Source organism: Desulfovibrio sp., assembly GCF_014803725.1.
GTDB lineage: Bacteria > Desulfobacterota > Desulfovibrionia > Desulfovibrionales > Desulfovibrionaceae > Desulfovibrio.
The window spans coordinates 35,244-61,343 of record NZ_JAAVBE010000015.1 but is presented as its reverse complement, the minus strand read 5'-3'; the positions used below and the strand labels follow the sequence as shown (position 1 = coordinate 61,343).

At 65.7% G+C, this 26,100-nt stretch carries 20 protein-coding genes; 13 read left to right on the top strand and 7 right to left on the bottom strand.

Annotation, left to right across the window (positions count from 1 at the left end; all coding sequences use genetic code 11):
• Nucleotides 1-5 precede the first annotated feature (5 nt).
• Both HDR50_RS04470 and HDR50_RS04465 read left to right on the top strand, forming a co-directional pair.
• A complete protein-coding gene (locus tag HDR50_RS04470) occupies nt 6-1,178 on the top strand; it encodes an aldo/keto reductase (RefSeq protein WP_291356298.1) in 1,173 nt (390 codons plus the stop codon).
• A gap of 239 nt (nt 1,179-1,417) precedes the next feature.
• Nucleotides 1,418-2,614 (top strand): methyltransferase domain-containing protein, encoded by a 1,197-nt coding sequence (locus tag HDR50_RS04465; protein ID WP_291356296.1) that lies wholly within the window; start codon nt 1,418-1,420, stop codon nt 2,612-2,614.
• Between the two features lie 15 nt (nt 2,615-2,629).
• Here HDR50_RS04465 and HDR50_RS04460 read toward each other — a convergent pair whose 3' ends face one another.
• Genes HDR50_RS04460 through HDR50_RS04450 form a run of 3 tightly spaced genes read right to left on the bottom strand, consistent with a single transcriptional unit; the run spans nt 2,630 to nt 5,389 of the window.
• The gene (locus HDR50_RS04460; RefSeq protein WP_291356294.1) at nt 2,630-3,676 is read right to left on the bottom strand and encodes an alcohol dehydrogenase catalytic domain-containing protein; all 1,047 of its coding nucleotides are present in this window, start codon (nt 3,674-3,676) and stop codon (nt 2,630-2,632) included.
• Between the two features lie 26 nt (nt 3,677-3,702).
• A complete protein-coding gene (locus tag HDR50_RS04455; RefSeq protein WP_291356292.1) occupies nt 3,703-4,878 on the bottom strand; it encodes an aldo/keto reductase in 1,176 nt (391 codons plus the stop codon).
• 22 nt (nt 4,879-4,900) lie between these two features.
• Nucleotides 4,901-5,389 carry a cupin domain-containing protein gene (locus HDR50_RS04450; protein ID WP_291356290.1) on the bottom strand — a complete coding sequence of 163 codons (489 nt, stop codon included), beginning with the start codon at nt 5,387-5,389 and terminating at the stop codon, nt 4,901-4,903.
• Between the two features lie 172 nt (nt 5,390-5,561).
• Between HDR50_RS04450 and HDR50_RS04445 the strand changes: the two genes are divergently transcribed.
• Nucleotides 5,562-6,488 (top strand): AraC family transcriptional regulator, encoded by a 927-nt coding sequence (locus HDR50_RS04445; protein WP_291356288.1) that lies wholly within the window; start codon nt 5,562-5,564, stop codon nt 6,486-6,488.
• Here HDR50_RS04445 and HDR50_RS04440 read toward each other — a convergent pair.
• Entirely contained in the window at nt 6,463-7,833 is a 1,371-nt protein-coding gene (locus tag HDR50_RS04440) for an O-antigen ligase family protein (RefSeq protein WP_291356286.1), read from the bottom strand. The genes HDR50_RS04445 and HDR50_RS04440 overlap by 26 nt on opposite strands.
• Nucleotides 7,834-8,206: 373 nt before the next feature.
• On the opposite strand from HDR50_RS04440, the gene HDR50_RS04435 reads away from it, so the two are divergent.
• Genes HDR50_RS04435 through HDR50_RS04415 form a run of 5 tightly spaced genes read left to right on the top strand, consistent with a single transcriptional unit; the run spans nt 8,207 to nt 13,744 of the window.
• On the top strand, nt 8,207-9,190 hold the full coding sequence (locus HDR50_RS04435; RefSeq protein ID WP_291356284.1) for a glycosyl transferase family 1: 984 nt from the start codon (nt 8,207-8,209) through the stop codon (nt 9,188-9,190).
• Nucleotides 9,187-10,323, top strand: coding sequence for a glycosyltransferase (locus HDR50_RS04430; protein ID WP_291356282.1), 1,137 nt, complete (start codon nt 9,187-9,189; stop codon nt 10,321-10,323). Before HDR50_RS04435 ends, HDR50_RS04430 begins: the two co-directional genes overlap by 4 nt.
• A complete protein-coding gene (locus HDR50_RS04425; RefSeq protein ID WP_291356281.1) occupies nt 10,313-11,602 on the top strand; it encodes an oligosaccharide flippase family protein in 1,290 nt (429 codons plus the stop codon). Before HDR50_RS04430 ends, HDR50_RS04425 begins: the two co-directional genes overlap by 11 nt.
• Before the next feature lie 6 nt (nt 11,603-11,608).
• A complete protein-coding gene (locus HDR50_RS04420; protein ID WP_291356280.1) occupies nt 11,609-12,613 on the top strand; it encodes a glycosyltransferase family 2 protein in 1,005 nt (334 codons plus the stop codon).
• A 9-nt stretch (nt 12,614-12,622) separates the two neighbouring features.
• Complete coding sequence (locus HDR50_RS04415) at nt 12,623-13,744, top strand: glycosyltransferase (protein ID WP_291356279.1); 1,122 nt, start codon at nt 12,623-12,625, stop codon at nt 13,742-13,744.
• 200 nt (nt 13,745-13,944) lie between these two features.
• Here the strand turns inward: HDR50_RS04415 and HDR50_RS04410 are convergent, their stop codons facing one another.
• Nucleotides 13,945-14,385 carry a hypothetical protein gene (locus tag HDR50_RS04410; RefSeq protein WP_291356277.1) on the bottom strand — a complete coding sequence of 147 codons (441 nt, stop codon included), beginning with the start codon at nt 14,383-14,385 and terminating at the stop codon, nt 13,945-13,947.
• Nucleotides 14,386-14,498: 113 nt separating this feature from the next.
• On the opposite strand from HDR50_RS04410, the gene HDR50_RS04405 reads away from it, so the two are divergent.
• Nucleotides 14,499-14,780 carry a hypothetical protein gene (locus HDR50_RS04405; RefSeq protein WP_291356275.1) on the top strand — a complete coding sequence of 94 codons (282 nt, stop codon included), beginning with the start codon at nt 14,499-14,501 and terminating at the stop codon, nt 14,778-14,780.
• Between the two features lie 83 nt (nt 14,781-14,863).
• On the top strand, nt 14,864-16,990 hold the full coding sequence (locus tag HDR50_RS04400; RefSeq protein WP_291356273.1) for a heavy metal translocating P-type ATPase: 2,127 nt from the start codon (nt 14,864-14,866) through the stop codon (nt 16,988-16,990).
• 59 nt (nt 16,991-17,049) lie between these two features.
• Here HDR50_RS04400 and HDR50_RS04395 read toward each other — a convergent pair whose 3' ends face one another.
• Nucleotides 17,050-18,456 carry an aldehyde dehydrogenase family protein gene (locus tag HDR50_RS04395; RefSeq protein ID WP_291356271.1) on the bottom strand — a complete coding sequence of 469 codons (1,407 nt, stop codon included), beginning with the start codon at nt 18,454-18,456 and terminating at the stop codon, nt 17,050-17,052.
• A 149-nt stretch (nt 18,457-18,605) separates the two neighbouring features.
• On the opposite strand from HDR50_RS04395, the gene HDR50_RS04390 reads away from it, so the two are divergent.
• The 3 genes from HDR50_RS04390 (at nt 18,606) to HDR50_RS04380 (ending at nt 22,176) form a co-directional block, all read left to right on the top strand.
• The gene (locus HDR50_RS04390) at nt 18,606-20,150 is read left to right on the top strand and encodes a glycosyltransferase (protein WP_291356270.1); all 1,545 of its coding nucleotides are present in this window, start codon (nt 18,606-18,608) and stop codon (nt 20,148-20,150) included.
• Nucleotides 20,151-20,317: 167 nt separating this feature from the next.
• Entirely contained in the window at nt 20,318-21,583 is a 1,266-nt protein-coding gene (locus HDR50_RS04385) for a multidrug effflux MFS transporter (RefSeq protein ID WP_291356268.1), read from the top strand.
• A gap of 23 nt (nt 21,584-21,606) precedes the next feature.
• Entirely contained in the window at nt 21,607-22,176 is a 570-nt protein-coding gene (locus tag HDR50_RS04380; protein ID WP_291356266.1) for an isochorismatase family cysteine hydrolase, read from the top strand.
• A gap of 97 nt (nt 22,177-22,273) precedes the next feature.
• Here HDR50_RS04380 and HDR50_RS04375 read toward each other — a convergent pair whose 3' ends face one another.
• The gene (locus HDR50_RS04375) at nt 22,274-25,942 is read right to left on the bottom strand and encodes a response regulator (RefSeq protein WP_291356263.1); all 3,669 of its coding nucleotides are present in this window, start codon (nt 25,940-25,942) and stop codon (nt 22,274-22,276) included.
• Nucleotides 25,943-26,100: the final 158 nt, after the last annotated feature.

Here is a 26,100-nt window from a genome sequence, read left to right as displayed (position 1 = left end):
AACACATGCTCTACCGCACACTGGGCAAGACGGGCGAAAAGGTTTCCGTACTGGGCTACGGCTGCATGCGCCTCCCCACCGTGGGCAACGACTACGCCAAGGTCGACGACGCCCAGGCCCTCAAGCTCGTGCGTCACGCCGTGGACAACGGCGTCAACTACATCGACACGAGCTGGCCCTACCACAGCGCGGACCCGCTCAAGGAGGGCACGAGCGAGCCCTTCGTGGGCAAGGCCGTGAAGGAGATTGGCCGGGACAAGGTCTTCGTGGCCACCAAGCTGCCCATCTGGGCCGTGAACAGCCGGGAAGACATGGACAAGTTCCTCGACGCCCAGCTCAGGAGCCTGCAGACCGACCATATCGACTTCTACCTCGTCCACAACATCATGGAGCTCACGTGGTACAACGTGGTCCGGCTCGGGCTTGCCGACTTTCTCGACAAGGCGAAGCAGAGCGGCAAGGTGCGGCACGTGGGCTTTTCCTACCACGACACGCCGGCCCTGCTGGAAAAAGTTCTCGGGTATTATGATTTCGAGTTCCACCAGAACATCGTCAATTATCGCGACACCAACTTTCAGGCCGGCATGCCCGGGGTGCGCCGCTCCCATGGCCTCGGGCTCGGCATCGTGGCCATGGAGCCGGTCATGGGCGGCTTTCTGGCGAACCATCTGCCGAAAGAGGCGCTGGACATCTTCGCATCCACGGGCATCAGCCGTTCGCCGGCGGCCTGGGCCCTGCGCTGGGTGTGGGACCAGCCGGAGGTGAGCATCCTTTTGAGCGGCATGAGCGACATGGCCCAGGTGGAGGAAAACCTGCGCCTCTCAGACGAGGCCGACACGCCGCTCACGGCCGACGAGCTCTCGGCCATCGACCAGGTGGTCGCGCTGCTGAAACAGAAGGACGAGATCCCCTGCACGGAGTGCAACCACTGCCACTGCCCGCACGGGGTGTTCATTTCCTGCTGTTTTTCCATGTACAACAGCACGAAGGAGTTTGACCTGGCGCAGATCCCCATCTCCGAGCACAGCTACGGTCTCGTGCTCAAGAACACCCCCCAGGAGGCCGCGCGCTGCAACGATTGCGGGCTCTGCTCCTGGCAGTGCCCCCAGGGCATCGACATCCCCACGCAGTTGCGCAAGGTGGCCCGGCGTTTCGCCGACAGCCGGGCCGGCTGGTAGGTCTTGCGGGCGCCCGGGAGAGCCGGTGAGGGCCTCGCCGGGCACCTGTGGCGGGAGGCGACGGCGGGCCCCCTGAACAACGCCGCGCCTCCCCGCCGGCCGCCGCCATGCGGGGCGAGCCCCATCCCTGCGTCTCCCGCATAGCGGCGGCCGGATCACCCGGGCCGGCCCGCGCACGGTGGCGCGCATTCTTGCCCCGCCGGAAAAGTTCCCGTATTTTGTCCCGTGGAGGATCGGCCATGGGATACCAGACTTTTCCCTGGGCGCGCGGCTCTTCGCAAAGCTCCAGGAAGCTCATCGCACTGCAATTGCCCGCGCTCAAGGGCAAGACCTTTCTCGATGTGGGCTGCAACGAGGGCTTTTTCTGCGGCTATGCGGAATTCATGGGCGCCAAAAGCGTCACCGGCATCGACATCGAGCCGCGCTTCCTTGCCATGGCGGAAACGCTCTTCCCGGGCTGCACCTTTCTCTGCCAGGACTGGGAAGATCTCGGCCCAGAGCGCTATGATGTCATCCTCAACGCCTCGGCCATCCACTACGCGAAAGACCAGAAAAAATTTCTCGACATGCTCATGAGCCGCCTCAATCCCGGGGGCACCCTGGTGCTCGAGATCGGCGTGGCGCCCGGGGCGGCCAACGAATTCGTCGAGGTCACACGCTCCATCGACACGCGCTTCTTCCCCACGCGGGCGAAACTCGGCGAGATGCTGGACGGCTACGCGTTCAAGCTCATCTCCCAGAGCGTGCCGCAGGCGGGCGACCCCATCCCGCGCGAGGTCTACCACATCTCGCACAAGCTCCCGTACGCCATCCTCGCCCTGGATGACCCCTTCGCCGGCAAGAGCTTCACGGTACGGGAGATCTTCAAGCCGGAGATCAGGCGCATCTCGGGCGACGTGCTCTATTACGCGGTGGCGGACGGCAGCCGCACGGCACCCCCCGCCATCACCGACATCGTGATGCAAAACAAGGCGCGCATGGATTGCGGCTCCATCACCTACCAGATTTTCAAGAAGGGGCTTTTTGCGGATTTTTGCCAATGGCTCGCGGACACGGGCGGCCACAAGGACTTCATCCTCGACATGTACATCCCCGCTCCGGGGCGGCGTGCCCTGGCCCACGCCCTGGAGGAGCAGGGCTACTATGTGGTGAATATCCAGCTGCAAAAGGCCATCAGCCGCCCCCGCGCCCGGGAAATGGCGCCGCGCGGCTCCTGCGCCCGCTATATGGAGCACCTGCAGCAGGAATTCATGATCGACGAGGAGGCCTATCTGGCCGCCAACCCGGACGTGGCCGAAGCCCTGCGCGCAGGCAGGATACGCAGCGCCTTCGAGCACTACATCTTCCACGGGCGGCGCGAGGGCCGCAAGCGCGCCCCGGACGACAAAAACGAAGGGCGGGAAGCCCGGAACCCTGGGCCCCCCGCCGCAAACTGAACATGGCCGCGGCCCTCAGGGCCTGACCACGCTCTTCAAAAGGCCGGGCCAGCCGGTGCTCTGCTTCTGCATGGCCTCCTGCAGGCCGTCCAGGCCGATGATGTCGGTGACAAAGGCTTCGGGCTCGATAAAGCCGCTGGCGATGAGGTCGATGGTCTCCTCAAATTCCTTGCGCGTGCAGGAGACGCTGCCCGAGAGGCGCACCTCGTTGAGGACCAGGGAATTGAGGCTGAAGGGGATCTCGGGCGTGACCGAATTGCCCACGGCCACGATCTCGCCGCCGGGGCGCACGGCCTCAAGGCAGCTCGCCAGGGATTCGCGGCTGCCCACCGCCTCGAACACCACGTCGAAGCCGCCCCTGCTCACCTCCCGGTAGCGCGCCGCGCGGTCGGGCGCCGTGCCGTCGAGATAGCAGTCGAAATCGCCCAGCTCGCGGGCCTTGGCCATCTGGTTGTCGTTGATCTTCGACATGGCGAGCAGCGATGCGCCGGCCTTTTTGGCCAGCCGCCCCATGAGCTGGGCGATGATGCCGCTGCCCACCACCAGCACCCGGTCATGCAGGCGCATGCGGGAGTGCTTCACCGCATGGTAGGCCACCATGAGCGGGTCAATGAGCGCGGCCGCCACGTCCGAGACGGTATCCGGCAATTTGTAGGCATAGCGCGCAGGGCCCGCGAAATATTCCGCATAGGCGCCGTTGCACACGAAGCCGATGTAGTTCTTGCCCTTCACCTCGCGGCACAGGTGCTCCAGGCCCTGCCGGCACATGTCGCAGCGGCCGCAATACATGTTGGCCCAGAAGGTCACGCGGTCGCCCCTGGCGAAACGGCTGTCGCCCGGGTCCACCACGACCCCGCAAAACTCGTGCCCCATGCGGAAGTCCGGGATAGGCTCGTCGCTCCAGCCCTTTCCGGCCTTCCACATGTGCACGTCGCTGCCGCACACGCCGCAGGCGCTGACCCTGATGAGGATCATGCCCGGGGCGAGCTCCGGCAGGGCGACCTCCTTCACCTCGATCTTTTCCGGGCCGACGAGCACCGCGGCCTTCATGATCTGTTGCATCCTGTGCCCCCAGGCGCCTGCCGCGCCTAGCTTTTTTCCACCTGTTTCTGCTGTTCGGCCGGATAGCGCGCGCCCGTGATCTCCACCTTGTCGAGGGCGGCTTCAAGCTCCTTCCAGTCGGCCGAGCCGAGGCCGAGCTCCGCCGCGCGGAGGTTCTCCTCGAGGTGGGCGAGCTTGGTGGTGCCGGGGATGGGCACGATCCAGTCCTTCTGCATCAGCCACCCGAGCGCCGCCTGCGCCCCGGTGATGCCACGCGGGCGGGCGAAGCGGTTGATGGTCTCCACCACCATGAGGTTCTTGCCAAGCGCGTCGGGGAGGAAGCGCGGCAGGGTGTCGCGGTTGTCATTGCCCGAGTCGAAGCGGGTATAGGCCGTGAAGTCGCCGCCGAGCATGCCGCGGTTGAGCGGGCTGTACGGCACGAAGCCGATGCCCAGCTCCTCCAGCACCGGGAAGATGTCCTGCTCGGGCTCGCGCCACATGAGGTGGTATTCGCTCTGCACGGCGGTCACGGGCTGCTCGGCGTGGGCGCGGCGGATGGTCTCGGGCCCCACTTCGCACAGGCCGAAGCGCTTGACCTTGCCCTCGCGGATAAGGTCCTTCACCGTGCCGGCCACATCCTCAATGGGCACCTTGGGGTCGAAGCGGTGCTGGTAGAAGAGCTCGATGGCGTCCACGCCGAGGCTCTTCAGCGATTCTTCCGCCACCTTGCGGATATTTTGCGGCGTGCTGTCGAGCTCGCCCTTGTGGTACACGCCGTCCACGATCTTGTGGCCGAACTTGGTGGTGATGGCCACCTTGTCCTTGTAGGGGGCCAGCGCCTCGCCGGCCAGCTTTTCATTGGTCAGCGGCCCGTAGATCTGCGCGGTGTCGAAAAGGGTGACGCCGTGTTCCGCGGCCTGGCGGATGAGCCCGATGACCTGCTCTTTCGAGGGCGAGACGCCGCGGTTGTAGTTGGCGCCCATGACGCCGAAGCCCAGGGCCGAGACCTCCATGGCCGCGGGCCCGCTGCCGAGGACACGCTTTTTGGTGATGAGCGGCAGGTCGAGCTTGACCATGCCTTCCCCTGCGGCCGGCTTTTCCGTGGCGCGCGCAAGCCCAGCCAGTCCCCCGGCCAGCGCCGGGGCCAGCGCCACGGCGCCCACGGCCTGCAAGAGGCGGCGGCGGTTCATTCCGGCGATGCTGTTCTTGCTTTTCTCTGTCATGGCTGCTCCTGCGAAAACCCGCTTACTTGCCGTTGTACTGCTCGTCCGTGACCTTTTCCATCCACTCCACGACCTTGCCGGGCTCCTTTTCCTCGCAGATGGAGATATGGGTCATGGCCGTCTCGGGGCTGGCGCCGTGCCAGTGCTTGACGCCCACCGGGCAGATGATGATGTCGCCGGCCTTCACTTCCTGCACGGGCTTGCCCCATTCCTGCGTGCGGCCCACGCCTTCGGTGACGAGCAGCACCTGGCCCACGGGATGGACATGCCAGTTGGAGCGCGCCCCGGGCGCGAAGGTGACGCTGCCGCCGCTGGAACGCATGGCGTTGTTCGCCGGATAGAGCGGCGTGATGGTCACGTCGCCGGTGAAGATGCTGTCCGCGCCTTTCACGGATTTGAGCTCTTCCTTGCGGATGATGGACTGGCCCGGCGCGTCGTTCGCAAAGGACGGGGCCGCAAAGGCGAACACCAGAAGGGCCGAAAGGATGATGCCGAAGATCGCATGCCGCATGGTCTGCTCCTTGTGCTGGGCTTGATGGTGCGTGGTCGAGGGCGCCGGGGCCTTGCCCCGGGGCTTCGCCGGCATATATAAGAAGCGGCACCGCCGGCGGGCAAGGCCGCTTTTTGGCAAAAAATTGCCATTTTCCTTCATCCGGCTTGCGAGGGCCGCGGGCGGTGCTACCATGCCGCCACGGGGAGGCAAGGTGGACATGAGCAACGAGGACAGGGAAAGGATAGCCCGCGCGGGCGAAAACCTGAAGCGGGCGCTCCTGGCGCGCATGCCGGAGGACGGCATCCGGCCCACGGCCATCCCGGGCGTGTTCATGGCGCGGCGCGACCATGCGGGCATCTCCGAGCACCGTTTCGACCAGCCGCTGGCCTCGCTCCTCGTGCAGGGCAGCAAGAGGACGCTCTACGGCGCCGAGGAGCACACGCTCACGGAGAACCAGCTCCTCCTCGTGGGCATGGACATGCCGAGCTCTTCGCAGATAATTGAGGCCAGCCCCGAAAAGCCGCTGCTGACGCTCTTTTTCCACATCAACCGGCAAATGATCGGCGACCTCATCCTCCAGCTCGGCTGGAAGGAGCGCCACAGCCCGCACACGCCGGGCATCTCCATCGCGGACGCCGGCCCCGACCTCATGGAAACGCTCGTGCGCGTGACGCATATCCTCGACGCGCCGGAGCAGGTCCCGGTGCGCGGCGAGCTGGCCATGAGGGACCTGCATTACCTGCTGCTCGCCGGGCCGCAGGCGGACGTGCTTCACGCCATCTACGGCAGCGGCCGCTACGGGCGGCAGCTTTTCGCGGCCATCGGCTATCTGCGCGAGCATCTGGACGCGCCCGTGAGCCTCGCCGAGCTCGCGCGGGCGGTGTATATGTCGGAATCCACGCTCTACCGCTCGTTCAAGACGCTCACGGGCCTGAGCCCGTTGCAGTATTACAAGCAGTTGCGCCTCCACGAGGCGCGCCGCCTCATCCTCGAGGAGCACGAGCAGGCGAGGCTCGCCGCGGCGAGGGTGGGCTATGGGAGCGCCCAGCAGTTCAACCGCGACTACAAGCGGCTTTTCGGACAGCCGCCCCTCAAGAGCCGGAAGTACCGGGAGTAGGTGCCGGGGCGCCGTGCGGAAGCGGCGGGGGCATGGCCGCGCCCTCGGACTCCCGTACCGGCACCCCGTTGACCACGGCGCCAATCATGATGCCGAGATGGCTCATGGCGAGCGCGAGCCACCAGATGCGGTAAAAGTCATGCCCGAAAATGCCGTTGACGAGCCACGCGGCATAGCCGAGCCAGAACCAGGCCGCAAGCCGCCAGTAAATGCCGCCGCCGGGCTCGCGGCACTCGGCCGCAAGCTGCGGGCGTATCTTCTGCCAGCCCCACCACAAAAAGCCCAGCAAAAAGACCATGCCGAGGCTGAAGCCGACGATGCCGTGCGCGTAGAGCAGGTCGAGGTACAGGTCGTGCGGGTGGCTGATGGTGAGGGCGTCCTTGGCCGGGGTGAGGCCCAGCTCGCGGAAAGCCGCGTTGTAGCGTCCCGCGCCGGCGCCGAACCACGGATGCTCCAGAAAGACCCGCCAGGCCAGTTCCCAGAGGCTCCAGCGGCCGTCGCCGGCGATCCTCTCCACATGCAGCCTCGGGGCCTGGCAGAGATAAAAGGCGGCGAAGACCAGGGCCGGCCAGAGGACGGCGCGCAAAAAGCGCGCGCAGCCCCCGCGCAGCAGTTGCCAGAGCCCGATGGCCGTGGCGATGGCCAGCATGCCGCTGCGGCTCGCCGCGCCGACGCAGAGGAAGAAGCCCGGCCAGAACAGCGCCAGGAAGAGCAGGGCCGAGGCGCCCGGGCCGAGGGCGCGCCGGAGGATGAACCATACGCCAAAGGCCGGGATGAGCGCGAGCGCGATATAATTGCCCACCGTGTAGTCGCCGAGGCTGCCGGTGAGGCGCCGGGCATTGAGCGCGTAGCCCATGATGAAATCGCGGCCCGTGGCTGCCTGCCACACGCCGTCGATGCCCTCCCAGAAGCAGGCGAGCGCGCAGGCCCAGACAAGGCGCCTGAGGTCGCGCCCGTCGCGCACGCACTCCATGGCGATAAAGGGCAGGATGAAGCCCTTGTTGACGCCGGTGCCCGCATGCAGCAGGGACGCCACCGGGTCCGGCGAACAGACAACGCCGATGGCGGTCATGAGGGCCACGCAGAGAAAGAGCCACCACACCCTGAGGCGCGCAAGCACGCTCTCACGCCACGCATGGCGGTAATAGGGCACAAGAAAGACCACGCAGACCAGCGGCATGACCTCGCGCATGCCGTAACCGAGCGGGAAGGACGCGAGGGAGATCCAGAACGCCCAGAACAGCAGCCCGTGCCAGAAATCCGCGGGGCGCTCGCGCCTTGCGGCGGCGCAGCCCTCCGCAAACGCGCGGAGGCGGGCGGTCATGCTGGCGAAATCACAAATCATGCGGCGTTCTCCGTAGCGAACCTTCGGGCGGCCATGCCGCATTGGTGAAGGGCGGCAATTGTGCAGCATACGCGGGAGCGGCGAAAAGCTCAAGGCGGGAAACCGCACCCGCCAACCAGCCATGCGAAAAAACAGGAGAATAAATTAATCTGGCAAAGTATCCCGCTCCATATTATTAACATTCCTGCCTGAAAACAGGGAAGCGGCAAGGGGGCGCCGGTGCGCGGCGCCCCGGCGCCCACCTTCGGGCAAGCGCCCGGCGGGGGGCTGCCCGCAGCGCCGCGAAAAACGCCGATGGCGCGAACGCTGCCGGCCTTGACATGGCCCGCTCCGCCTGGGGGGACGGCTGTATTGCCGAAAAGAGCACGAGACTATGCCCAAGCCCATATATGTGATGATTACGCTTGACGTGGAGGAAGAGGGCCTCTTTACCGATGCCTTTCCCTGCAAGGTGACAGGCGTGCGCAATGTGTCCTGGCTCCAGGGGCTCGCGCCGCTGCTCGCGCGCGGGGTGAAGCCGACCCTCTTCTGTGCGCACACCGTTTTCGCGGACAGGAGCGCCTGGCCCGTGCTGGAAAACCTGCGCGACCACCATGACGCGGAAATTGGCGCCCACCTGCATTTCTGGAACACGCCGCCCATTCCCCCGGGGCCGGACGTACTCTACGCGGTGCCGGCCTGCGAGCTCGACCAGGGCCTCCTTGCGGCAAAGCTGGAAAGCGTGTTTAAGGCCGGCCGTGACTTTCAGGGCCGTGACCTCAAGGTTTTCCGCATGGGCCGCTGGGACCTGCACAAGAAGCACTGGCCGCTGCTTTTCGAGGCCGGCGTGGAGGCAGACGCCTCGGTGCGGCCGCTCTATGAGATGAAGACGCCGCAAGAGGGCGCGAACCATTTCGCCGCCCCCAACCAGCCCTACTGGATCGAGCACGGCGGCCGGCGCATGTTCGAGGCGCCGCTCACGGTGGCGCCTCTTTCGCGCCTTGCCGCAAACCTGCATATGCTGCCGCAAAACGCCCTGGGCAAAAAGGCGCGCGCCTTCATGCGGCACTGGAACACCATGGCGCTGCTGCCCGCCTATCACCCGCTCTGGAGCATGAAACTTACAAGCAGGCTTTGCCTCCAACGCGGAAATGTTCTCGTGATGAACTGGCATTCTTCGGAAATGATGCCCGGCGGCGCGCCCCACATCCCGGATGCGGCGGCTGTCGAGGGCCTGGTCGCGAGAGTCGGCGCTTGGATCGACTGGCTCAGGAAGCATTGGGACGTGCGTTTCGTGACGCTGCCCGAGCTGGCCGCCCTCTGGAAAGAGAAGAACCTCAAGCCCGTGCCCACCGGGCCCGGTGACTGGCGCCCATGAAGAACGGCTCCTTCCCCGAAGCCCCTCCCGCGACGAAAAAACCGCATGTGGCGCATGTGGTGGAATCCTTCGGCGCCGGCTGCCTCACTTCCATCGCCACGCTCTGCCGCATGATGCGGGACGACTTCAGCTTTACCGTCATCCACTCCCTCAGGCCGGAAACACCCGAGAACTTTCGGGCGCTCTTCCCGCCCGAGGTGGAGTTCCAGTATTTGCCGGAAATGGAAAACCGGATACATCCTGTCAAGAATTTTCGAGCCTATCGGTCCCTGAAGTCCGCCCTCAAAAAACTCGCGCCGGACGTGGTGCACTGCCATTCCTCCATCGCCGGCTTCCTCGGGCGCATGGCGGCCTTTTCCGGCGGATGGCCCGTGCTCTACAGCCCGCGCGGCTATTCCTTCCTGCGCGACCATATCGGTCCTTTGAACAGGGCGGTCTGTACCGCCATGGAATGGCTCGCCGCCCGGGGCAACAGCATCACCGTGGCCTGCGGGGAGGAGGAATACGGCTGCGCCGCGCGCCTCGCCCCCCAAGAGAAGTGCTTTTTCATCCCCAACGCCCTCGACCTCTCGGCCATCGACGCCTGCGCGGGCGCCCCGGCGGAAAAAGCCCCCGGGGAGCCTCTGCTGGCCGGCACTTGCGGACGGCTCTCCCTGCAGCGGAACTTCGTCTACTTTTCCAAGGTAGCGGGGCTCGTGGACGAGGTCCGCTGGATCTGGCTCGGCGCGTCGAAGGATACCGACCTCCTCCCGGAAAGCGTGGCGCGCACCGGCTGGCTCACCCGAGAGCAGGCGCTTGCCGGCATGGCGAAGCTCGACATCTATGTCCATTCCTCCGCCTGGGACGGCCTTTCCAACACACTGCTCGAGGCCATGGCCCTCGGCAGGCCCGTGGTCGCCACGGACATCCCGGCAAACCGCGCCGTGGTCGAGGACGGCGTGACCGGCTTCCTCTGCCAGGACGAGGCGCACATGGCCGAGACGGTCAAAAAGCTGCTGGCCGATGCCGAACTCAGGTCCCGAGTCGGCCGCGCCGCGCGCGCCTATATTGAAGAGAAGCACGACGCCGCCAAGGTGTATCAGAACTTCGGGGCGCTCTACCGCCGCCTCGCGGGGGCGGGGCATGCGGCGTGATAATGGCCCAGGTCCCCTTAGCCTCTTCCGGCCCCTGTTCGGGGTCTTTTTCTCCCTCGGCGCCATCAAGGCCACCCAGATCGTGCTGCCGCTGCTCGCCATCCCGTGGCTCGCGCGTATCCTGGACATGCGCACCTTCGGTATCCTCATGTATTTCAGCATCCTGCCGTCCATGGTGGAGACGCTGATGAACTGGGGCTTCACCCTCGGCGCCGTGCGGGACGTGGCCTTCGCCCGTGGCGGCAGGCACCGGCAGGCGGCCATCCTCGGGGCCGTCACTTCGGCCAAGTTTCTTCTCGCCGGCTTTTGCCTTCTGGGGGCCCTCCTCCTCGTGCCGGTCATCCCCTATGCCCGCGAATATCCTGGCGTCTACTTGCTCGCCATTCTCTATGGTGTCGCGCGCGGCTTCAGGCCCCTGTGGTTTTATCGGGGGGTGCGCCAGGGCATGCGCCGCGTGACCATTTGGGAAACGCTCGCGAACCTCACCATCCTCGCCCTCATCGTCCTCCTCATCGACCGCCCTGAACGCTGGGGCTTGTATTTTGCGTTCAATTTTCTCTGCAGGGCCCTTGTGTCCGCCTATCTCCTGCGGGATCTCTCCAAGAGCTGGCCCTTCAGGCTGAACCTCAAGAGGGCCTGGCGCATCCTGCGCAAAACCAGGACCCTTTTCGCCAATAATCTGACCAATATGGTCCATGCGGAGACCGCAAAACTCGTGCTTGGCTATTTTCTCCTGCCGGCGGAGATGGGCATCTACCTCGCCGCGGACAAGATCATCAAGGCCGTTTCCGACGCGAGCGAGCCCCTGACCCAGACCATCTACCCCGAGATCTGCGCCCTGCGCCACGGCAACGCGAAAACAGCCGGGCGGATGCTGTTCTGGTCCCTCATCGTGACCGTGGGCCTGTTGCTGCTGGCGGCGCTCCTGCTCTGGTTCACGGCGCCGTGGCTGATTCCGCTCGCCCTGGGCGCCAAGTACGCCGAGGCCATCCCCATCCTCAACATCATGGTCGCCGCATTGCCCATCATGGGCATGAATGGCGTCATCGGCCCTCAGGTGCTGGTCGCCTCAGGGCACGAGCGGCCCTATTTTTTCTCCTCTGTGTTCGTGGCCGCCGCCAGCCTGCCGCTGGCCATGTTGCTGCCCACGCTGTTCGGGCTCAAGGGTGCGGCCTGCCTCAATATCGTTCTCTCCCTGCTCTTTTTCGCGGCGCTGGCCATTTGCATCCGGAAATACTGCCCGGGCTTCCTTTCCCCCACCCCGAATCCGGAGTCATGACCCATCATGGAGCAACCCCTCGTTTCCTTCATCATCCCCGTTTATAATGGCGAAAAATGGCTGGCTGACTGCCTGCAAAGCGTCGTGGACCAGTCAGTGCCCGATCTTGAAATCATCGTGATTGATGACGCCTCGACCGACGGCACGCCGCAAATAGTGCGCTCTTTCGCGGACCGCGACCCGCGCATTAAAATCCTGGTCAATGAAAGGAATTCCGGTCACGCCGCCGCCAGGAACCGTGGCCTGGACATGTCCACAGGCCGCTGGATCGCCACTCCCGATTGCGATGACACCATTGAACCGGATTTTTGCAAGATTCTCTTGGCCGAAGCGGAAAGAAGCGGAGCGGATATCATCAAGGGGCGGTCAAGGATCCTCGAGACGGACGGCTCAGCGCACGAAACGCCGCGCCAATGGCACGAAGACATCATGTCAAAAAGTCCGCTGTGCTTTAATGACGACTGGTGGAGTGCCATTTATCGCGCGGATAAAATTCGTGGAAAAGTGAGGCTCCATGACGAGGCACCTATAGCTGTGGACTTGTTATTTCTCTCCGAGGCAATTTCGTTGCCTTTAAAGGTGGCATGCGTCGACGATATAGTTTATACGCAAGTTGTGCGCGCAAACAGTGTTGGCGCCTATCGCAATCGCCCGCTCAAAAAAATCGAAGCCTGTATCGATGCCACTGCCTCCATTTTACAAACCTTGAATGAAAGGAAGGTTTATGCCACCGATCCTTATGGATACCGGGTCTGGGCGCGGGAGGCCCTGAGACGCCTCGGCGGTTTTCACCGCGCAAGGAAGGAGGAGCGTGAAACAGCCCTTGCGATATGCGCCGCCAGGGCGCCGCAGGTCGCGTCGCTCATCCGTTGCGAATATCCGGGCATCAAGAAATTCCTCATGCCGCTGGTGCTGAAAATTTTAAGCGACGACAGGCTCATGCCCGCGCGGCTCCTGCTTTTCCGCAGCTACGATATCATGAAAAGGATACGGCCCCTCAAAGGCCACTAGGCTGGCGCCATGCTGAAATGCCTGTTCATCATGCACGACTGGGCCGGCGGCGCGGAAAAGATCAGCCTCGATGTCGCCAAAAGCCTGCCCGGGAGCGCCTTCGACTCCACGGTCTGCTGCCTGCACCACCTGCCGCAACTGGCCGCCATGCTGCCGGAAGGGCAAAACTTCTCCATGCCGGACAAGCCGGGCCTGTTCCCAAAGCTGCGGCACTTCCTGAAAATCCGCCAAATGGCGGCGGAGAGCGACGCGGTGGTCGGCACCGTGCAGCTGCAAAGCATCTTGGCGGCCGCGCTCCTCGCCCCGGCAAAGGCCGTGGCCTGGCTGCACACGGACCTGCGCGGCAAGCTCGCGGGAAAGCGCGGCCTGTCCGCCCGGGTGTACAAGGCGCTTCTGGGCTGGGCCTTGCGGCGCTGCCGCTTTACTGTGTGCGTGAGCGAGGGCGTCGGGCGTTCCGGTGCCGCTCTTTGGCCCGCGCTCGCCCCGCGCCTGCGGGTGCTCAGGAACCCCTCGGATCTCGAAAAGATCCGCAGGCAGGCGCAGGCGCCCCTGCCCCAGGCTCTCGAAGCCTGCTTCGAGAAGCCCGTCATCGTCGCCGTGGGCAGGCTGGAGAAGGAAAAAAACCTTCCCCTGCTCATGGAGGCCGGCGCGCTTTTGCGCGAGCGCGGGCGCGACTTCAACCTCTGCCTTGCGGGCCGGGGTTCGCAAAGGGAAGGCCTTGGGCAGCTCGCCAAGGACATGGGCATGGAAGGGCATGTCTTCTTTGCCGGCTACCAGCGCAACCCTTACGCCCTCATGGCGCGTTCCGCCGTACTGGCCTTGAGTTCCAACCGGGAAGGCTCCCCCAATGTGCTCGTCGAGGCCCTCTGCCTGGGCATCCCCGTGGTCGCCACCGATTGCCCGAGCGGGCCGGCCGAGATCCTGCGCGGCGGCGAATTTGGCCGCCTCGTACCCATGAACGACGCACGCGCGCTGGCCGACGCGCTGGAAGCCGTACTCGAGTCTCCGCCCGACGCCGCCCAAATCGAAGCCGGCATGCGGCGCGCCGAGGATTTCAGCCTCGAAAACGCGGCCGCGGCGTGGCAAAAGCTGCTGCGTGAGACCGCGGAACCACGGAGCGAGCCGGCCTAGAGGGTCACGGCCGCCCCCGTGGCCGGCACGTGCATCGAAAAAGCACCGCCAGGCCTGCCTTGTCCGTACTCCCCGTCACCGGGCTGCGCCTCTCCCATTCAAGCCCACCCGCGCCGGGATGCCCTGCCCCACTCCATTGCCGTTCTGTTCCGTCGTCGGCCCACCGGGGTGAGACAGGGCGAATCCTGCTTGGGAGAGCCTTAGAGCGCCTTTCTCCGCTCCCACACATGGTCGGTGGCCAACAGCGCAAAGATGCCCCCGGCAAGGGCATGGGCGTGCTTGAAGCCGGTAAAGGCAAGGCCCACGGTGGTGAGGCCAAAGGTAAGCATGGTCAGGAGCTTGCATTTCCGACCACTGTGCGTCTTCGGCCTTGCGGACACGCGGGCCGGGGCCTCGCCCTGTGCGGCGTCCCCGCCCGTGCCAAGGGCCGGGAACGCCGTTTCCAGGTGCGCGCAGATCTGCCCGAGGTCCGCTTCCGGCTCGAGCAGGAGCAGGAAGGAATTTCTCCCCGGCTTGATGCCGGCGATGCCGGCCTCCCCTTTCAGGAACTCGAAAACCTGCGCCTGGGCCTTAGGGTCGGCGAGGGCCTGGTGGCGGATGCGGGCGCGCTCGCGCGAGACATGGGCAAGATAGGGGGCCATGGTTCCTCCTTCATGAAATTGAAATTGAATTTTGTTTTTATTGACACGGAATCCCCTTTTTGCCAAGCTCTTTCCCACAGTCCTTTTCCACCTGAAACCCCTACGGAGGCACCATGAGCGACGGGACGAAACTGCTGCTGACCTTTCTTGGCGGCGCCATTGCCGGCGCGGCCGGCCTTGCGGCCCTCAACCGCAACAAGCTCGACTTCAGCCACATGAAGCCGCTCATGACCGGCCTCATGAGCAAGAGCATGGTCATGAAGGACGCGGTCATGAGCCGAATGGAAACCATGAAGGAAGACCTGGAGGACATGGCCGCGGAAGCCCGCGAGCAGGTGGACGAGGCCCGCATGCAGGAAAATCTCGCCCGCGCCGAAGCCGACAGCGGCAAATAGGCGCCCATCAACAGCAAAGGCCGGTACGGGGGGGCAGACCCTGCCCCCGGCTACCGCGCCGTCATCCCCCCAAGGCAGGCCCCATGAAGTTCGAGATCGTCCACGAGCTCCCGGCGACGGAGCGCCGCCCCCACCGCGTCCGCCTGCGCTGCGCCGCCGCCCTCACGCCCCGGGCCGCGCTGCTTTTGGCCCACGGCCTTGCGGCCCTCCCCGGGCTCACCGGGGTGAGCGTCAATCACCGCACGGGGCGCGTCCTCTTTTTTGCGGAGAGCCCCGAGGCGCGGGCAGCGGCGCTTGCGCATGTGGCCGGCGAGACCTGCCACAAGGCCCGGCACGGCATCACCCCCGAAGAGATCGAGAAGATCGTGACCGGCGAAAACCCGGTGGGCGGCGTGGCGGCGCTGGTGCGCTTCTTCATCGTGCGGCCCTTCCTGCCCTGGTCCCTGCGGGCCCTCGTGAGCACGGCCGTGGCCATCCCCTTCATTCTCAAGGGCTGCCGCTCGCTCGCGCGCGGGCGCCTGAACGTGGACGTTCTGGACGCCTCGGCGCTCACGGTCTCCCTGCTCATGCGCGATTTCCGCACCGTGAGCCTGCTCACCATGCTGCTCGCCGTGGGCGACGCCCTTGAGGTCTGGACGCGGCAGCGGGCGCTGGCCTCCCTCACCGAGAGCCTCACGCTCGATGTGGATTCCGTCTGGGTGCTCCAGCCGGACGGCACCGAGGCGGCGCGTCCCCTCGGGCAGGTGCGCCGGGGCGACCTTATCGTCGTCAACGACGGCAGCTCCATCCCCGTGGACGGCATCGTGGAGAGCGGCGAGGCCCTCGTCAACCAGGCCGCCATGACCGGGGAATCCATGCCCGTCAAGCGCTCGCACGGCGGGGCCGTCTATGCCGGCACCATCGTGGAGGAAGGGCGCCTCGTCATCCGCGTGACCCAGGTGGGCGAGAGCACGCGGCTCCAACAGGTGGTGACCTTCATCGAGCAGTCGGAAAAGCAGAAGTCCGCCATCGAGGCCCGCTATACCAGCCTCGCCAACAAGGCCGTCCCCTTTACCTTCGCCCTTGCCGGCCTCGTCTGGCTTTTCACGCGCAACATCTACCGCGCGTCCTCGGTGCTGCTCGTGGATTATTCCTGCGCGCTCAAGCTCGCCACGCCGCTGGCCGTGCTCACGGCCATGCGCCACGGCACGCAGCAGGGCATCGCCATTCGGGGCGGCCGCTACCTCGAGGCCATCCGCGAGGCGGACACCCTGGTCTTTGACAAGACAGGCACCCTCACCACCTCGCAGCCCTCGGTGGCCGAGGTGGTGGCCGCGCCGGGCCACGACCCGCGCACCGTCCTCGGCATCATGGCCTGCCTGGAGGAGCATTTTCCGCATCCCATCGCCCGGGCCATCGTGAGCCACGCGAGCGCAGAGGGCATCGCCCACGAGGAGGAGCACACCGAGGTGAAATACGTGGTGGCGCACGGCATTTCCTCGCACCTGCACGGGCACGAGATGTATCTCGGCAGCCGCCACTATATAGAGCACGACGAGGGTGTTGACCTCGCGGTCTTTGCGGACGCCATCGCCCGCGAGACGGCCAAGGGGCATTCCGTGCTCTTCCTCGCCATCGACGGCAAGGCCGCGGGCATGGTCTCCATCCAGGACCCCTTGCGGCCCGAGGCGCGCCAGGTGGTGAGCGCCATGCGCGCCCTGGGCTTCGGCCGCATCCTGATGATCACGGGCGACGGCGAAAAGACGGCGCGCACCGTGGCGAACGAGCTTGGCATCACCGAATTCCGCGCCCATGTGCTGCCCACGGACAAGGGCAAGATCGTCATGGAGCTCACCCGGGAAGGCTGCAAGGTGATGATGGTGGGCGACGGCATCAATGACGGGCCGGCCCTTTCCGCGGCATCGGTGGGCGTGGCCATGGGCGACGGCACGGACCTCGCGCGGGCGGTGGCCAACGTGGTCTTCACCAACTCGACCCTCTGCGACCTCGTGAAGATACGCCTGCTGGCGGCGCGGGCGCTTGCCCGCATCCACACCAACGCGCGCCTCGGCATCGGGCTCAATTCGCTCTATCTTCTGGGCGCCATCGCGCTCGGGCTGCCGCCGGCGCTGACCGCCGTGCTACACAACCTGACGACCATCGGCATTTCGCTCAACGCCATCCGCCCCTACAGCCTCGCCAAAGCCTACAGGCGCCATACCGGCGGCTAAGGCCCCCGCCGGATGACCGGGGGCCGGCATCCCCCTGAAAAAACGCCGGTCCCCGCCTTCTAGCCGCCGAGCAGGCGTTTCAGCCACCTCAGACGCCCCTTGCCGTAGGGCGGATAGCGCAGGGGCAGGTCGAAGGACGGCCACTGGCGCACCACGCCCTTCAGGTTGCTGAACAGGTCGAAGCCGGCGCGGCCGTGGTAGCGGCCCATGCCGCTTCTGCCCACGCCGCCGAAGGGCAGATGGCTGGAGGACGCCTGGAGCGCCACGTCGTTGATGCAGCCGCCCCCGAAGGAGACTTCGCGCAGCACGCGCCGCTCCACGGCCTTGTCCCGGGTGAAGAGGTAGCAGGCGAGCGGCTTGGGATTGGCGCGGATGTAGCTTATGGCATCGTCAAGGCTCGCATAGCCGATGGCCGGGAGCAGCGGCCCGAAGATCTCGTCCTCCAGCGCCGGGCTTGCGAGGTCGGTCTTGAAGACCACGGGCGCGATCTTCAGGCGCTCCTTGTCGGCGCGGAGCTTGACCCCGCAACGGGCCGCGAGCCCCGAGAGCCGGTCAAAGGCCGCGGGGGAGACGATGCGGCCATAGTCCGGGGAGGCGAGGGCATCTGGCCCGAGGAAATGGCCGAACTCCAGTTCGATGGCCGCCACGAGCTCGTCGAGGATGGCGGCATCGGCGAGCAGGTAGTCCGGCGCCACGCAGGTCTGCCCGGCGTTGAGCAGCTTGCCCCAGGCGATGCGCCGGGCTGCCACGGCGAGGTCGGCATCCCGGGTGACGATGACCGGGCTCTTGCCGCCGAGCTCGAGGCACACGGGCGTGACGTGCCTGGCCGCGCTCTCCATGATGAGGTGCCCCACGCGCGGGCTGCCGGTGTAGAAAATAAAGTCCCACGGCAGCGCGAGCAGCGCGTTGGCCGTCTGCTCCGGCGGCGCGCCCGGGGCTTCCGGCGCGTCGAGCACGACCCGGCAGTGGCCGGCGTCAAAGCATTCCGCGACGAGCTCCTGCAAAAGGCGCCCCGTGGCCGGGGACTGCTTCGAGGGCTTGAGCACCGTGCAATTGCCGGCGGCCACCGCGCAGATGAGCGGGATGAGCGAAAGCTGGAAGGGATAGTTCCACGGCGAGAACACGAGCGCCACGCCGAAGGGCTCGGGGTGGACCGTGCAGAAGGCCGGCAATATGGTGCGCCCGGGCCAGACCCGGCGCGCCCGGCTGAAGCGGGCCACCCTTGCGGTGTAATACTCCGCCGCGTCCAGCGTTTCCGCGATTTCGGTGAGGTAGGCCTCGGCAGCGGGCTTGCCGAGGTCGGCGTGGAGGGCCGCCGTGATGTCAGCCTCGCGCCGCCGCACGGCCGCGGCCAGACCGCGCAGCCGGGCCTTGCGAAAGGCCGGTTCCAGCGTGGCGCCCGTGGCGAAGAAGGCCCGCATTTCTCCATGCAGGTCGGGCAGGGCCTTGTATGACAGCTCATTCATAGGGCACGCCCCCTTTGTCCTCGACCTTTCCCCGCGGCTCTGGCATCCTTGGGCGGTGCCCCGGCCGCCCCTTCAGCTGTAGCGCGCCGGCGGCCGGCGCGCAACGGCCTGACACCTCCCCGGCCCCGGCCGGGGAACCCGGGAGCCCCATGAACATCGCCCTGAAGGGCCATTTTTTACGCGAAGGGCTCAGGCTCAACGGCCATCAGGTCCGCGAGCTCGTCTTCAGGAAGGGCGAGACCCTTACGGACGCCCTCAAGGCCTTGCCCGCGCCCGTGGACCTCGTGATATGGGAGCTTTTCGGCGCGGCTTCGGATCTCCCGGCCCTCGGCCCCTGCGATCTGCCCATGGCGGCCTACTGCATCGACACGCCGCTCAACGCCTTCTGGCTGCGCCCCTGCGTGCAAAATTTCGACGCGGTCTTCGTGGACCAGCCCCAGTGCGTGGCTGACTTCGCCGGCTTGGCGCCCCACCTCTCCTGGTTGCCCCTGCCGGCGCATACTTCCTGGTTCCAGCCGGCGAGGGCGAAAAAGCACGACATCACCTTCATCGGCACCACCAATGCGCATCGCCCCAAGCGCAACAATATCCTCAGGCTGCTCGGGTCGCACTTTGACCTCAACGTCCGCTCCGGGCTCCCCCTGGAGCAAAGCCAGCAGGTCTTTGCCGAGTCGAAGATCGTCCTCAACGAGAACTTCTTTCCCGGCCTTACCCTACGCGTGTTGCAGGGCCTCGCCGCGGGCGCGGCCGTTTTCACCGAGCGCTCGCCTTTTGGGCACGATTTCGGCCTTGGGGACTTTCGGGACCTCGTGTTCTACACGCCGGACAGCCTCATCGAACGCATGACCGAAGTGCTCGAAAACTATGAGCGCTATGCCGGCCTTGGCGCGCACGGGCAGGAGACCTGCCGCGCGCTGTACGGGAGCGCGCCCGTGGCGGCGGAGTTGCTGGCCCGCATCCCCGCGGGCCGCCGCCGGGTCGGCCCGGCGCACGCCGAAGAGGCCCAATGGCACGGGATAACGTCAGAACTGCTCTATGTGCAGCGCTTCGGGGGCGACTTTTCGCGCACCGTGAAGGCGCTTGCGGAGGTGGCGCATTCTTCCTCAGACAAGGCGGCCGAGGCCGAACTTTTGCTCGGCGACGTTGAGGCGCGGGTGAAAAAAGGGAGGAACGCCCGCGCGCACTATCGCCGGGCGCTGGAGCTGGGCGCGACGAGCCCGGCGCGCCTCAAGCTGGCCCTGCTGGATATCCGCCAAAACGAGCTTGCCGCCGCCCGGGAGGGGCTGCTGGCCTGTGCGCGTGAGACGGGCATGGCAAAAGTCCCGGAAGCGTCCCTCGCGGGCGCCCCGACGGCGCAGGGGCTGCTCACGCTGGCCGGGGAGCTTGTTTTCGCCTTCGGCCGACGCTGGGACATGGGCTTCAACAAGGGTTTCCCCGACCCCGTGCCGGACACGGCCTTTGAGCTCGCCCGCATGTCGTGGGAGCTTACGCCCACACCCGGCGCCCTTGACCTCATGCGGCGATGCCTTGCGCCGCAGCACATGCAGGGCGAGCTTTTGCCGCTCCTGCTCACAGCCCTGCAAAAGGGATTGCTCACGGATGTGCAGATCCTTGAGACCGCAAGGACGGCCTACGAGTACTACGACCACGAGACCGCCGCGACCATCATGGCGGCCCTGCGCAAGACGAAATAGCTGTTTGTAAGGAAGATGCCCGCCGCGCGGCGGTGAGGCGCGGGCGCGCCCGCGGCTTGCCTTTGGGCGCAAACTGTACCACTCTTGCCGGGGCGCGCAGGGCACTCCCGGCCGCCTTTCGCGGGACGATGCCTCCCGCTTGCCGCCGCAAGAAAAACGAGGACCGCATGGCCGAGACACCAGCCGCAAAACACCCCGCACCGCCGTCCGGCACCGGGCCGGACACCCCCCCCGCCCCTGCCGGGACCCCGCAGGGCGGCCACGGATATTTTCTCTTTCTCCTCTGCTTTCTCGCGGCCATGAGCGCCTTCCCCTCCATGGTCAACGACCTCTACCTGCCCACCCTGCCGGCCATGCGCGCCGAGTTCCACACCTCGCGGCCCGTGGTGCAGCTCGGGCTCTCCTTCGTCATGATCGGCCTCGGCCTCGGGGGCCTCGTCTGGGGGCCGCTCAGCGACAAGATCGGCCGCAAGCCCGTGCTCTTCGTGTCGCTCGCCATGTTCATCGTGTTTTCCGGGGTGAGCGTGTTTTCGCCGGGCATCGCGTTCTTTCTCGGCTGCCGGCTGTTCCAGGGGCTGGGCGCCTCGGGCGCGGTCATGCTCTCCAAGACCATCCCGGCGGACATGTACACCGGGCGCGCGCTCGCCAAAATCATGTCCACCGTGGGCGCCATCAACGGCATAGCCCCGGTCTCCGGGCCTCTATTGGGCGGCTTCATGGCCAGGGCCATAGGCTGGCGCGGCATCTTCCTCGTGCTCACCGGCATCGGCCTCGTCATGATCTTCCTCACCTTCTTCTTCCGCGAAAGCCTCGCCCCCAAAAACCGCGACCACGGCCCGTGGCGCGCGCTCTTCGGCGAATACCTGCCCCTGCTCAAGAACCGGCCCTTCATGATCCATGTCATCCTGAAAAGCGCGGCTCTCGGCGTGCTCTTCTGCTACATCTCCTCAGGCCCCTTCATCATCCAGGAGCGCTACGGCTTCGACGCCATGCAGTTCGGCCTCATTTTCGGCCTCAACGCCATGGCCGTGGTGCTCGGCGCCACGCTTTCCGTGCGCTTTCGCACCATGAAAAAAGCCGCCATCACCGGCGCGGCCGGCATGGTGGCCTTTGCCTGCCTCGAGGCGGGCGCCATCTCGTTTCTCGACAGCATCTGGGTCTTCGAGGGGCTCATCGTGCCCATGCTCTTCTTTTCGGGCATCGTTTTCGCCGCCTCCAACACGCTCGCCATGACCGAAGGGCGCCTTTCCGCCGGCGCGGCCTCGGCCATCCTCGGGCTCGGCGGCTATGTGTTCGGCTTCATCGTCTCGCCGCTGGTGGGCATGGGCGACATCCAGCTCTCCACCTCCATCGGCATGACCGTGTGCGCGCTCATCTGCCTGCTCTACGCCTGGTTCGCTTACCAGCTCCCCGCGAGCAACATCCAGCCCTGAACGCCGCTAAACCGGGAGAAACCATGCTCCAACAGGCTCACAGCGCCATCCTCGTGGTGGACATGCTCAACGATTTCGTCCTGCCCGGCGCGCCCATGCGCGTGGAAGGCGCCCTCGCCACCGTGCCGGCCCTGGCGCGCTTCCTCGCCTACGGGCGCGAGAACCAGTGGGCGGTGATCTATGTGAACCGCGAGCACCGCGCCTCGGGCATCGACGCCGAGATGACGCGCCGCCACTTGTTCGAGGAGGGGCACCCCTTCTGCGTGCCGGGAACGCCGGGCGCGCAGGTGGTGGACGCGCTCGCGCCCGCGCCAGAAGACATCATCGTCACCAAACAGCGCTTCAGCGCCTTCATGGGCACGGACCTCGACATGGTGCTCCGCGGGCTCGGCGTGAGCACCGTGTTCGTGACCGGGACGCAGTATCCCAACTGCATCCGCGCCACGGCCGTGGACGCCATGGGGCTCGACTATCTGACCATCGTCTGCACGGACTGCTGCTCCGCGGCCACGCCGGAGGTGGCCGAGGCCAATGTCTATGACCTCACCATGATGGGCATCACCTGCGCGCCCTCCACGCGGTACATGGAGTGAGGTGGGACGCGCCACCGCGCCCTCGGCCCGCGCGGCCCTGAAATGAAAAAACCTCCCGCAGGCGGGAGGTTTTTCTTGGCCTTGTCGTAAAACGCGCTCAGCGCTGCCGCAAGAACTCGTCCAGCGTCTCCATGAGCTTCTTGATGTCGATGGGCTTGGCCACATAGCCGTTCATGCCCGAATTGATGGCCTCCTCCCGGTCTTCGTCAAAGGCGTTGGCCGTCATGGCGATGATGGGGATGCCGGAGCGGATGGGGTCCTCCAGGCCGCGGATGGCCCGGGTGGCCGCATAGCCGTCCATGACCGGCATCTGCACGTCCATGAGGATGAGGTCATAGGTGCCGGCGGGCATGTCGCGCACCTTGGCCACGGCGAGCTGGCCGTTTTCCACGATGTCGAGCTCAAAGCCCGCGTTTTCCAGGATCATCTGGGCGATCTCCTGGTTCATCTCGTTGTCCTCGGCGAGCAAAAGGCGCTTGCCGGCGAAACTTTCGGGCGTCGCTGGCTCGGCCTCTTCCTCCTCTTCAGGCGTGCCAGGGCTTACGAGCACATTGCGCAAGCCCGAAAGGAAGATGGGCTTGGAGCAGAAGGCCGTGACGCCGGCCTCTTTGCCCTCCTCCTCGATGTCCGTCCAGTCGTAGGCCGTGAGGATGATGATCGGCACCTCGGGGGGCACGGTCTTGCGCAGGCGGCGCGTGAGCTCGATGCCGTTCATGTCGGCCATGATCCAGTCGATGAAATAGGCGCCGTAGGCCTCGTTCTGCTCGCTCGCGAACTCGGTGCGCACGAGCGCCTCCTTGCCGAGGGTGGTCCAGTCGGGCTTCATGCCGAGCTCGGAGAGCATCTTGGAGAGGCTGGTGCAGGTGTTGATGTCGTCGTCCACCACCAGCGCGTGCGTGCCCTCATACTGCGGCAGCAGCATGTCGGCCGTGTCCTCCTCCACCACGCGGAAGGTGAAGGTCACGGCGAATTCCGAGCCCTTGCCGCTCTCGCTCTCCACCTCGATGGTGCCGCCCATCATGTCCACGATGTTCTTGGTGATGGCGAGCCCCAGGCCCGTGCCCTGGATGCCGCTCACCGTGGTGGTCTGCTCGCGCTCGAAGGGCTCGAAGACATGCTTGAGGAACTCCTTGCTCATGCCGATGCCGCTGTCGCGCACGCGGAACTCATAGGTGGCCCTGCCGTCCTCGGCCGGCGTGACCTGGATGACGCGCACGCTCACCCGGCCGCCGGGGTGGGTGTACTTCATGGCGTTGCTCAGGATGTTGAGCAGCACCTGGTTGAGGCGCAGCCGGTCGCAGAAGATGGTCTCGTTGACCACGTTGAGCGTGTCGATTTGGAATTCCAGCTGCTTGGAGCGCACATCCGCCTGCACGATGGTGCGCAGGTCATGGAGGATGGAGGGCAGGCTCACCTCCTGCTCCTCGATCTTGACCTTGCCGCTCTCGATGCGGCTCATGTCGAGCACGTCGTTGATCAGGCTCAGGAGGTGGTTGCCCGAGGTCATGATCTTGCCCAGGTAGCGCTGCACCATGGGCACGTTGTCCGCATTGGAGGAGGCGAGCGCGGTGAAGCCGATGATGGCGTTCATGGGCGTGCGGATGTCGTGCGACATGTTGTTCAAAAAGGCCGTCTTGGCGGCGCTGGCATAGCGCGACTTTTCGAGCGCCTCGGCGAGGGCCTGCTTCTGCTCCTGCTCGCGGCGGATCATGTCGTCGATGTTCCTGAAGCCCGCGAGGATGAGGTCATAGCCGCGGCCGCCGTTTTCGTGAGGCCTGACGAAGGTGAACTGGAAATACTGGGTCTCGCCGTTCTCGACGATGCGGTAGGTGCCGCTGTATTCCTCCTTTTCGGCGAGCTGCTTGCGGATGGTCTCAAGCAAGAGCGCGTCGCGCAGATAGTCCCGGTCCTCGGGGTGGACCTTCTCGTCGATATAGCGCCCGGCCAGTTCCGCATAGGGCCTTTCGGCGCCCTGGCTCTCGGCGGTGCCCCCAGGCCCGAAGCCCGAGAGCTTGATGATGCCCGTGCTGCCCTTGTCCGCATCGATGGCGAGCACGTTGGAATAATCGCGAGAAAGCGCCTCCACGATGGCGAGCTGGCTCGCGAGCTCCTGATTGGCGTGCTCCGTGGTGGTGAGCAGCTGCCGGTTCCAGCGGCCCCTGAGCCACGTGATGAGGAAGAGCGAGGCCCCAAGCATGAGGATGCACGCCGCCACCGACATGGTGCCCGGATTGGCGTAGAGATAGTGCCAGAGGCTCATGTCGCCGGCGCGGTACGCAACATAGTTGGAGCCGAGCTGGTTGAGGGTGGCCGGCGGCACGCCCTTCACGGCTTTCTTGAGGATGGTGCCGAGCTCATGGTCCGCGCTGGCCGGCACATAGATGCTGAAATTGGCGCCCCCGTCATTGAGGATGGCGTAGGTGAGGCCGCCGCCGGGGTCGCGGTTGATGAACATCTGCGCGGTCAGCGGCAAGACGTAGGCCGCGTCGGCCTCGCCGCGCTGCACGGCGCGCAGGGCCTCCTGCGCGGTGGGATATTCCCGCGTCTCCACATTTTTCAGCAGACCGTCCGGCAGGTCGAAGGGCATGCCTTTGGGGAGCGCCAGCTTGCGGACAGGGGCGTTGAAGTCCGTGCGCGTCACCCGGGCCACGCCGGTGACAAGATAGGGCTCGGTGGAAAAGCCGTGATAGGGCTCGTCCTCGCCGATGCGGTCGGGCTCCAGCCGGTCCAGCAAGACGAGCGCATGGGCGCGGTTTTCGCCGGCCTCCCCGGGGGCCGTGGGGGCCACGAGCGTATAGGGCAGGCCCGCCACCTCCATGACGCGGCCGAAATATTCCGGGATGACGCCCTTGAGCTCGCCGTTCTCCACAAAGGAATACGGCGCGTTGTCGGCCCGGGCCGTGGCGGTGATGGGCTTGTCGCCCTGCTTCACCGCGGCCCTGTATTCCTGCTCGCGCGGCGAAAATTCCGCCTGGTCGGGAAGGTCCGGCCCGTAGTGACGGTAATAGAGGCGGTTTTGCCAGTCGCCCTCGTTGAGGTTCATCTGGTCGATGGCGTGGTTGATCTCGTCGATGATGTCCTTGTTTTCCTTGCGCGCGATGATGTGAAAATTGTCGCTCTTGATGATGTCGAGCAGGGTCTCGTTATAGGGCTTGCGCAGATTGCTGGAGAGGATGGCGTCCACGTCGCCGTTTTGGAGGGCCCGGGAAAGCTCCGCCGGCGATTCGTATTCGATGAGCGTGTAGGTGAAACCCTTGTCTTTCGCAAAATCGGGCAGGTAGCGGTTCTGGCTGCTGCCGGCCACGGCGCCTATCCTCATGCCCTCATAGGTCTCGTAGTCGCCGGCGCGCAGGCGCGTGTTCTGCAGCTTGCGCGTGAGGACGGTGTGGTTGCGGCCCACGGGCAGGGAAAAGGCGAAGATGCTTTCGCGCTCCGGCGTGCGGCGGGCCGTGCTGACGATCTCGATATCGCCGTTCTTCAGCATCTCCTGCATATCCTGCCAGGACTTGTCATAGCCCGAGAACGTGAAATTGAGGTTGGAATATTCCGAGAGCAGGCGCAGAAGGTCCATGCCGTAGCCTACCAGATTGCCCTCGTCATCCTTGCTGTGGTAGCCCTCGAAATTGAAGATGCCCGCCTTGACCTCGCGGTTGGGGCCGCTCGAGGTGGACGCCGGCGTGGATTCGGCCGCCGCCACGGGGCAGGCCAGGAGAAGCGCGAGCGCCAGCGCGGGAAAGATGCCGGGATGCCAAAGAAAGTTCCGCATATATTCACCACAGACGGCTTTTTTGCAGGGAGGGGCGGCGGCGTCCACGGCCGGTGGCACCCCTGCCGGGCGCCATTGCAGGGCTGTCGGACGCGGCGGCGCCAGTATAGAAAAAGGCCGCATCTTTGCCAATGCCTCCCGCGGGCGCGCCTCCGCTT

Excerpts from the sequence above, each read along its gene's own strand:
- HDR50_RS04470 (WP_291356298.1), top strand. The coding sequence starts at position 6 with ATGCTCTACCGCACACTGGGCAAGACGGGCGAAAAGGTTTCCGTACTG.
- HDR50_RS04465 (WP_291356296.1), top strand. The coding sequence starts at position 1,418 with ATGGGATACCAGACTTTTCCCTGGGCGCGCGGCTCTTCGCAAAGCTCC.
- HDR50_RS04460 (WP_291356294.1), bottom strand. The coding sequence starts at position 3,676 with ATGCAACAGATCATGAAGGCCGCGGTGCTCGTCGGCCCGGAAAAGATC.
- HDR50_RS04455 (WP_291356292.1), bottom strand. The coding sequence starts at position 4,878 with ATGACAGAGAAAAGCAAGAACAGCATCGCCGGAATGAACCGCCGCCGC.
- HDR50_RS04450 (WP_291356290.1), bottom strand. The coding sequence starts at position 5,389 with ATGCGGCATGCGATCTTCGGCATCATCCTTTCGGCCCTTCTGGTGTTC.
- HDR50_RS04445 (WP_291356288.1), top strand. The coding sequence starts at position 5,562 with ATGCCGCCACGGGGAGGCAAGGTGGACATGAGCAACGAGGACAGGGAA.
- HDR50_RS04440 (WP_291356286.1), bottom strand. The coding sequence starts at position 7,833 with ATGATTTGTGATTTCGCCAGCATGACCGCCCGCCTCCGCGCGTTTGCG.
- HDR50_RS04435 (WP_291356284.1), top strand. The coding sequence starts at position 8,207 with ATGCCCAAGCCCATATATGTGATGATTACGCTTGACGTGGAGGAAGAG.
- HDR50_RS04430 (WP_291356282.1), top strand. The coding sequence starts at position 9,187 with ATGAAGAACGGCTCCTTCCCCGAAGCCCCTCCCGCGACGAAAAAACCG.
- HDR50_RS04425 (WP_291356281.1), top strand. The coding sequence starts at position 10,313 with ATGCGGCGTGATAATGGCCCAGGTCCCCTTAGCCTCTTCCGGCCCCTG.
- HDR50_RS04420 (WP_291356280.1), top strand. The coding sequence starts at position 11,609 with ATGGAGCAACCCCTCGTTTCCTTCATCATCCCCGTTTATAATGGCGAA.
- HDR50_RS04415 (WP_291356279.1), top strand. The coding sequence starts at position 12,623 with ATGCTGAAATGCCTGTTCATCATGCACGACTGGGCCGGCGGCGCGGAA.
- HDR50_RS04410 (WP_291356277.1), bottom strand. The coding sequence starts at position 14,385 with ATGGCCCCCTATCTTGCCCATGTCTCGCGCGAGCGCGCCCGCATCCGC.
- HDR50_RS04405 (WP_291356275.1), top strand. The coding sequence starts at position 14,499 with ATGAGCGACGGGACGAAACTGCTGCTGACCTTTCTTGGCGGCGCCATT.
- HDR50_RS04400 (WP_291356273.1), top strand. The coding sequence starts at position 14,864 with ATGAAGTTCGAGATCGTCCACGAGCTCCCGGCGACGGAGCGCCGCCCC.
- HDR50_RS04395 (WP_291356271.1), bottom strand. The coding sequence starts at position 18,456 with ATGAATGAGCTGTCATACAAGGCCCTGCCCGACCTGCATGGAGAAATG.
- HDR50_RS04390 (WP_291356270.1), top strand. The coding sequence starts at position 18,606 with ATGAACATCGCCCTGAAGGGCCATTTTTTACGCGAAGGGCTCAGGCTC.
- HDR50_RS04385 (WP_291356268.1), top strand. The coding sequence starts at position 20,318 with ATGGCCGAGACACCAGCCGCAAAACACCCCGCACCGCCGTCCGGCACC.
- HDR50_RS04380 (WP_291356266.1), top strand. The coding sequence starts at position 21,607 with ATGCTCCAACAGGCTCACAGCGCCATCCTCGTGGTGGACATGCTCAAC.
- HDR50_RS04375 (WP_291356263.1), bottom strand. The coding sequence starts at position 25,942 with ATGCGGAACTTTCTTTGGCATCCCGGCATCTTTCCCGCGCTGGCGCTC.